We start from the raw sequence: 709 nt of genomic DNA on the forward strand, positions 1-709 counted from the left end.
CGCCGCCGCCGCGGTCCGGCTCTACGGGGCGCTCGCCCGCGCCGCCCACGAGCGGCTCACCGCGGCCGGCGTGCTGAGCCGCCCCCCGCAGGCCGGCCCCTACCTCTACGCCGACCTCGGCGAGCTCCGCGCCCCGCTCGCCGCCCGCGCCATCACCGACTCCGTGGAACTGGAGGCACACCTCAGCACCGCCCTCGGCCGCCCCGTGCCCGGCGGCCACCGCTTCGGCGACGCCCCCGACGCCCTGCGGGTCCGGATCTCCACGCCGCCGCTCCTCGGCACCACCGACGAGGAGCGGCAGCGCGCCCTGGACTCCCCGGACCCGCTGGCCGCCCCGGGCGTCGCCGACGCACTGACCGGTTTCGGATCGGCCTTCGGCCGGCTCGCGGGCGGCTGACCTACCGTCGATCTGTCCGCCGTCCCCGTCATGCGCAGCCCCTGTCACGCGTCGTCCGCCGCCGTCCGCCGTCAGCGCCGCCAGCCGGTACCGCCCCGTACCGCGCGATGCAGCGATTGGAGCCCCTCGATGACCGAACAGACCGAGCGTCCCGTCGCCGGGCCGCGCCCCCTCGCCGCGCCGCGCCCGCTCGGCGAGACCCGCCTGTGGCCCAGATCGTTCGCCGACCGCCTCACCGCGCCCCTGCTTGGCGTCCGCGCCCTCGCCCGGCTGGCCCGCGAAGGCCGGCTGCGCCCGCGCGCCGAGGCGCTG

At 79.3% G+C, this 709-nt stretch carries 2 pseudogenes; both read left to right on the forward strand.

From position 1 onward, the window contains the following. Positions 1–397, forward strand: a pseudogene (locus tag B7P34_RS36060) (pyridoxal phosphate-dependent aminotransferase); the annotation flags it as partial. Positions 398–526: 129 nt separating this feature from the next. Beyond that, a pseudogene (locus B7P34_RS36065) lies at positions 527–709 on the forward strand (hypothetical protein); the annotation flags it as partial.

Source organism: Streptosporangium nondiastaticum, from assembly GCF_003011965.1.
In the GTDB taxonomy this organism is placed as follows: Bacteria; Actinomycetota; Actinomycetes; order Streptomycetales; family Streptomycetaceae; genus Streptomyces; species Streptomyces nondiastaticus.